The following is a 6,149-nucleotide window of genomic DNA, read 5'->3' as shown; positions in this document are numbered from 1 at the left end:
GCATATAGCTAACACGGAAATGTTTCTACCACAGATTAGGAAAAACTTAGGCATTGATCAATAATTTTACGTAAACAGTTTTTAAAGTTAGTCCAGCAATGTTTAATAGGATTTAGATCTGGTGAATATGTGAGTAAATACAAAAACTATGGTAAAAACCTTTCCGCGTTAGCTATAGCAGCAATCACTATAACCATTTTAGATTTTCCAACATTGCTCAAACGTTGACTAAAATCCTTAATAATCGGATTATGTTTTATAGGGTAAATTCCAGTATTAATTAAGCCAGATTTATATTTTCTTCCCATACCTCATTGGGTGTTTTATAACCGAGCACTTTTCTTGGTAAATTATTTAAAAAATCCTCAATTTCTTGTAACTGAAGTTTTGACAAAAAGATAACCAAACTTATAAAGTATGATATAAATACGCTCAAATACAAAATGGTTTTTAGTGTGTATGATTATGCAAGAAATGTTGCAAGAAATAAAAAATTTTCCCCTATAATCAAGATGTGGTTTTAGAATTAATACTATCACTAGTAACTAATGATAGCGTTAAAGCAAGATCTGTTGTTGAATTAACAACTAATAAATATTTTCAGCGTAGTTGGTCAAGTGTATACAGAGCTATAGAGAATTTTTACTGTGCTCGTGATGAATCATTAAATATAAGAGATGAGCAACGTTTTAAGACTCGAGAAGATATAGAAAAATACTTAATAAGTAAACTGATTAATGAGGGTAAAAACTTACTGCAAATAGATACTACAGTGAGTAGCAAGAAAGATTCCAAGAAAGCAATTGATCGTACATATATTAGACAGAATGCTAATAACCGACCAGTTGCGGGTTATGAATATAGTGTAGTTTGCATCGGTGCTCAGCCTAAATGGTCTGTACCAATATCTATAAATAGAGTAAAATCAGATGAGAATAAGTATAGCAAAGGTAGCAAACAAATAATGAAAATTGTTAAGCAAATACCACAAAAGGCTCTCAATATAACAGTAGGTGATGCAGGTTATAGCGCTCTATCTTTCATTCACCCGCTGCACAATGAAGCAAATACGGTAACAATAACCCGCCAAAGAATTAATCGCAGTATTTACAAAATATATATAGAGGAGCAAAAAACAAGAGGTCGTAAAAGATCTTATGGAGCTAAGATTTCTTGTAGTAGTTCTGATAATTTACTGATTCCAGATACAGAAGAAACTGTAGTAAAGGCTACAAAAAATGGTGACATATCAATTAGTATTTCACTATTTAAGAATTATCTAATCAAGGGCAAGAAACAGCATATCATGTCTGATAAACCGCTGAATTTTATTCAGGTTAAGGTGTTAGATGCATCAGGAAATAGGAAATATAACAGAGATTTATGGTTATGTGTTTCTGGCCAACAAAAAGATAAAATCAGTGGTAAAGAAGTATATGAATACTATAGACAAAGGTTTGATATTGAGCATTTTTTTAAATTTGGTAAGTCAAAATTATTGATGGATAAATTTCAAACGAATGATCCAAATAAAGATGAGGATTATATGTTATTCGTAATGCTAGCGTACAACATATTGTATCATGCACAATCTTCAGTTAAGGCAAGAAAAGTAAGGGCATGGGATAAAAAAATCAATAGCAATATGTTGTCTCCAAGTGAAGTTTATAGATCTATGCCACAAATTGCCCTTGAAGAAATATTAGAAAAGTCTATATCCAGAGGGATACCAGATCATAGAAATATTAGAAATAATCATCAGGTCAAACCATTTGCACCAGTAATACGCAAAAGTAATAAACACGGTAAGTTGGAAATTACAATAAAATCAAGTTTTGATGGAAGTAACCAAATTACCAAAACCTCATTTAATAAAAAGCTAGAATTACCAAATAATATTAGTAAGTATAAACCAGCAATATTAGACAAAATTGCTACAGTTTTTGACACATTATGTACCCAAATAGAATAAATAAATTTTGTTATTACTAAAAAAGTATAAAAAAATTGGAATACATTTCTCCTTATGGAAAGGATTTTGTCAAAACTTCAGTTGTAATTGCTTTATTGTTAATTTTTTTATATCTAAAGATTTAGAGTATACTCTGTGCACCATTGAGTTAATCTTCTCTATCAATGGTTTTTGCCATGGAGAATAAGGATTGCAAAAATATACTTTTCGTTCAGATTTTGGCAATAGTTGTTCATGATTGGTAAATTCTTTGCCATTATCTAACGTTATGCTTTTGATTATATGCGACAATTGTTGGAAAGTTCTATAATTAATTAAGCCAGATATAATCAATTTTTAATCTCTCAGGGTTTAATTCCCCGAAGCTCTGCTTCGTGATATCATAAGAAACAACTAAAACTTTTTTAGATACCTCGTAGCTCTGCTGCGAGGAGCATCATTTAAATATAGATATATCATGGCTCATTTAACGATAGATGAAAGATTTAAAATATACGAAATGAATAAGAGTGGTTATAGCTCGCGATATATAGGGACAAAGATTGGCCGTGATAAAAGCACTATATGTTATGAACTCAAGAGAATGAGGCATAATTATAGACCAGATAGGGCTAACACACTTGCTTGCAGTTTAAGGCAAGGTAAGAGAAAAAGAAAATTAGATATTGATAATAATTTACGAGCAGAAATAATAAAGCAGTTAACACAGGGTATTTCACCAGATATAATTTCAGGTAGACGTAAACTATCACGAGATACTGTCAATATTTCTACAGAGAGTATATACCAGTTTATTTATACATCTCCTATAGCACAAAGGCAAAAATTATATTTATCTTTAGCAAGAAAAAGGAAAAATAGGTTGCATCATGGTACAAGAATCAGAAACAAAAGAATTACAATACCAAATCGAGTTTCCATTACTGAAAGACCAGAGATAAATAGAAAGATAGCAGCAATAGGTCATTTAGAAGGTGATTTAACTTTTAACAAAGGTAATCAAAGTCGTAATATAGGCGCTCTTGTGGATATCAGAACACAAAAAGTGTTTCTCACTTTAAACCGTTCAAAAAGAACACAAGATGTGATTGGTAACATGAATAAAAAACTTAAACAATTGTCGCATATAATCAAAAGCATAACGTTAGATAATGGCAAAGAATTTACCAATCATGAACAACTATTGCCAAAATCTGAACGAAAAGTATATTTTTGCAATCCTTATTCTCCATGGCAAAAACCATTGATAGAGAAGATTAACTCAATGGTGCACAGAGTATACTCTAAATCTTTAGATATAAAAAAATTAACAATAAAGCAATTACAAGAAATTGAGGATTTTTTAAATAGTCCGTCCGCCAAAACTCTACAAGCCTTATAGATAATATGGTTTTAAGACAAGAAGTAATACAACAATCCGTAAGAAAATGATAAAATATGGTCATAAACCTTATGGATTTCAGTCAATGCCAATAGACAACATTATCAAATCGCAAGAACAAGGGAAACTGTTTGGTTATAAATTAAAAGAAGAATTAAACCCAAATAATAAGCTATATAAATTAAGAGAATTAATAAATTGGTCTAGGCTCGAAGAGTGGTTATCAAAAAATGTTTGTATTAAGAAATTTGGTAGAAATAGAAAATGTCATAGAGTGATGCTTGGCATAACGATGCTACAAGCAATGTATAATTTTTCAGATTCATTATCAGAGGAAGAGCTAAAAGAGAATATGTATTGGCAGTATTTCTGCGGGTGGGAATATATAGAAAAAGACATAGCTATCTCGGAAACTAGTATACGACGGTTTCGTAGTGTATTAGGTGAAGCTGGATATAATGAGATATTATCGGAGTTGATCAGGGTTGGGATAAAAACTAACACAATTAAAAAAAAAGATTTGGAATTAATCATGGCTTTGTTGCATAAATAAGCTTTTGAATATACTGCCCCTAACCCCGCAATGCTAGCCTAGCCAACAGGCACAGAGATAGGTTTACCAATTTCAAACATTTTGTTTAATAAGTGGCATTTAATAGACATTTCTTTTGTCATATTTTGATCATGTCTTGATAGAAACTTACTACCAAAAGAAGTTTTAAATCGAAAGAACGTGTTCTCTACACGCTCCCTTCTACCATAATTATTCTTTACCCTCCATGCTTGGTATCCTTTGTTTTGTTGATATATAACAGCTGCATCTCTCTCAGTTTTATCCCTAAGCGATTGAACTTTTACTGAAGAGTTTGGGGGTCTAATAACTGGTTTTATCTTCTTCTTTCTCAACAATTGATATGTAGATTCACCGTCATACCCTCGATCTCCCAGAAAATCCTTGGCTCTGACATTAGCTATTAGTAGTCCAATCTGTGATCTATCATCTATAGTATGCTCTGTGGTACTATCGGCAAGTATCATACCTTGATCTTCTATAACGATATGTAGCTTTTTCCATATGCGACGCTTATATTGCTTACCATGCTTATTTTCTAGCCATTCGTTCCCTGTGTAGGCTTGTATCCCTGTACTATCCATTGAAATACAACTAAATTCTTTATCTTGATTTCCATGTAAATACCTAAGATCTAATGACTTCATACGCTTACTTAATGTTGTATAGTCTGGACATCTAATAGATAAACCCGATATTTCAAAGAGCCAGTTTATAAAGCCTTGGGTTTGGCGTAACTTAAGACCGAATAAGCATCTGATCTTCAAACACTGTAATATAGCGTGATCACTATAGCGTCTAGGTCTTCCTCGTTTCATTTCCTCTCTGTAATCAGCATACCAGCCAATCGCCAAATCACTGGCAATCATAAAATCTATGCGACCCCTATTGCGTAAAAAATTATTATATTCTGACCAATTCGTTATTTTATATTTAGAATACTTGCGTGATTTACTAAAAGGGGCTTTCTTCCGAGATCTCATATAATCTGGATTATTTTTAATTCAGGACATCTTACCAGATTATCACCACTCTTGCTCTACAAATCTTATTTATGCAACAAAGCCAGGGGCAGTATATTCAAAAGCTTATTTATGCAACAAAGCCTTGACACACAGCCCAGCAATCATACTAATACGTGATTGATGTTGATAGACCTTTTCACCATAACATCTTTGACCGATAATGCTCGGCTTTGTTGCATAAATAAGCTTTTGAATATACTGCCCCTAACCCCGCAATGCTAGCCTAGCCAACAGGCACAGAGATAGGTTTACCAATTTCAAACATTTTGTTTAATAAGTGGCATTTAATAGACATTTCTTTTGTCATATTTTGATCATGTCTTGATAGAAACTTACTACCAAAAGAAGTTTTAAATCGAAAGAACGTGTTCTCTACACGCTCCCTTCTACCATAATTATTCTTTACCCTCCATGCTTGGTATCCTTTGTTTTGTTGATATATAACAGCTGCATCTCTCTCAGTTTTATCCCTAAGCGATTGAACTTTTACTGAAGAGTTTGGGGGTCTAATAACTGGTTTTATCTTCTTCTTTCTCAACAATTGATATGTAGATTCACCGTCATACCCTCGATCTCCCAGAAAATCCTTGGCTCTGACATTAGCTATTAGTAGTCCAATCTGTGATCTATCATCTATAGTATGCTCTGTGGTACTATCGGCAAGTATCATACCTTGATCTTCTATAACGATATGTAGCTTTTTCCATATGCGACGCTTATATTGTGCTTACCATGCTTATTTTCTAGCCATTCGTTCCCTGTGTAGGCTTGTATCCCTGTACTATCCATTGAAATACAACTAAATTCTTTATCTTGATTTCCATGTAAATACCTAAGATCTAATGACTTCATACGCTTACTTAATGTTGTATAGTCTGGACATCTAATAGATAAACCCGATATTTCAAAGAGCCAGTTTATAAAGCCTTGGGTTTGGCGTAACTTAAGACCGAATAAGCATCTGATCTTCAAACACTGTAATATAGCGTGATCACTATAGCGTCTAGGTCTTCCTCGTTTCATTTCCTCTCTGTAATCAGCATACCAGCCAATCGCCAAATCACTGGCAATCATAAAATCTATGCGACCCCTATTGCGTAAAAAATTATTATATTCTGACCAATTCGTTATTTTATATTTAGAATACTTGCGTGATTTACTAAAAGGGGCTTTCTTCCGAGATCTCATATAATCTGGATT

General features: G+C 32.8%; 7 protein-coding genes and 2 pseudogenes. 3 read left to right on the top strand and 6 right to left on the bottom strand.

Annotated features, from left to right (window positions below):
- Nucleotides 1–146: 146 nt before the first annotated feature.
- Nucleotides 147–308 (bottom strand): hypothetical protein, encoded by a 162-nt coding sequence (locus AAHI98_RS02645; RefSeq protein ID WP_342224959.1) that lies wholly within the window; start codon nucleotides 306–308, stop codon nucleotides 147–149.
- Nucleotides 281–382, bottom strand: a pseudogene (locus AAHI98_RS18435) (IS30 family transposase); the annotation flags it as partial. The pseudogene AAHI98_RS18435 and the gene AAHI98_RS02645, both read right to left, overlap by 28 nt.
- Nucleotides 383–514: 132 nt before the next feature.
- On the opposite strand from AAHI98_RS18435, the gene AAHI98_RS02640 reads away from it, so the two are divergent.
- Nucleotides 515–1,972: a transposase gene (locus AAHI98_RS02640; protein WP_342224664.1), complete on the top strand. Its 1,458-nt coding sequence runs from the start codon at nucleotides 515–517 to the stop codon at nucleotides 1,970–1,972.
- A gap of 81 nt (nucleotides 1,973–2,053) precedes the next feature.
- On the opposite strand, the pseudogene AAHI98_RS02635 reads toward AAHI98_RS02640, so the two are convergent.
- Nucleotides 2,054–2,278: pseudogene (locus tag AAHI98_RS02635) on the bottom strand (IS30 family transposase); the annotation flags it as partial.
- Nucleotides 2,279–2,429: 151 nt separating this feature from the next.
- On the opposite strand from AAHI98_RS02635, the gene AAHI98_RS02630 reads away from it, so the two are divergent.
- Nucleotides 2,430–3,353 carry an IS30 family transposase gene (locus tag AAHI98_RS02630; protein ID WP_342224957.1) on the top strand — a complete coding sequence of 308 codons (924 nt, stop codon included), beginning with the start codon at nucleotides 2,430–2,432 and terminating at the stop codon, nucleotides 3,351–3,353.
- Nucleotides 3,354–3,399: 46 nt separating this feature from the next.
- On the top strand, nucleotides 3,400–3,906 hold the full coding sequence (locus AAHI98_RS02625) for a transposase (protein ID WP_342224956.1): 507 nt from the start codon (nucleotides 3,400–3,402) through the stop codon (nucleotides 3,904–3,906).
- Nucleotides 3,907–3,944: 38 nt separating this feature from the next.
- Here the strand turns inward: AAHI98_RS02625 and AAHI98_RS02620 are convergent, their stop codons facing one another.
- From AAHI98_RS02620 to AAHI98_RS02610, 3 genes are all read right to left on the bottom strand, one after another.
- On the bottom strand, nucleotides 3,945–4,907 hold the full coding sequence (locus AAHI98_RS02620) for an IS5 family transposase (RefSeq protein WP_342224734.1): 963 nt from the start codon (nucleotides 4,905–4,907) through the stop codon (nucleotides 3,945–3,947).
- A gap of 265 nt (nucleotides 4,908–5,172) precedes the next feature.
- Nucleotides 5,173–5,619 (bottom strand): transposase, encoded by a 447-nt coding sequence (locus tag AAHI98_RS02615; RefSeq protein WP_342224955.1) that lies wholly within the window; start codon nucleotides 5,617–5,619, stop codon nucleotides 5,173–5,175.
- Between the two features lie 11 nt (nucleotides 5,620–5,630).
- Nucleotides 5,631–6,137: a transposase gene (locus tag AAHI98_RS02610; RefSeq protein WP_342224954.1), complete on the bottom strand. Its 507-nt coding sequence runs from the start codon at nucleotides 6,135–6,137 to the stop codon at nucleotides 5,631–5,633.
- Nucleotides 6,138–6,149: the final 12 nt, after the last annotated feature.

Source organism: Rickettsia endosymbiont of Urophora cardui (genome assembly GCF_964030725.1).
In the GTDB taxonomy this organism is placed as follows: domain Bacteria; phylum Pseudomonadota; class Alphaproteobacteria; order Rickettsiales; family Rickettsiaceae; genus Rickettsia.
Note: the sequence above shows the minus strand (reverse complement) of the source record. Positions and strands in the feature narration are given on the sequence as shown.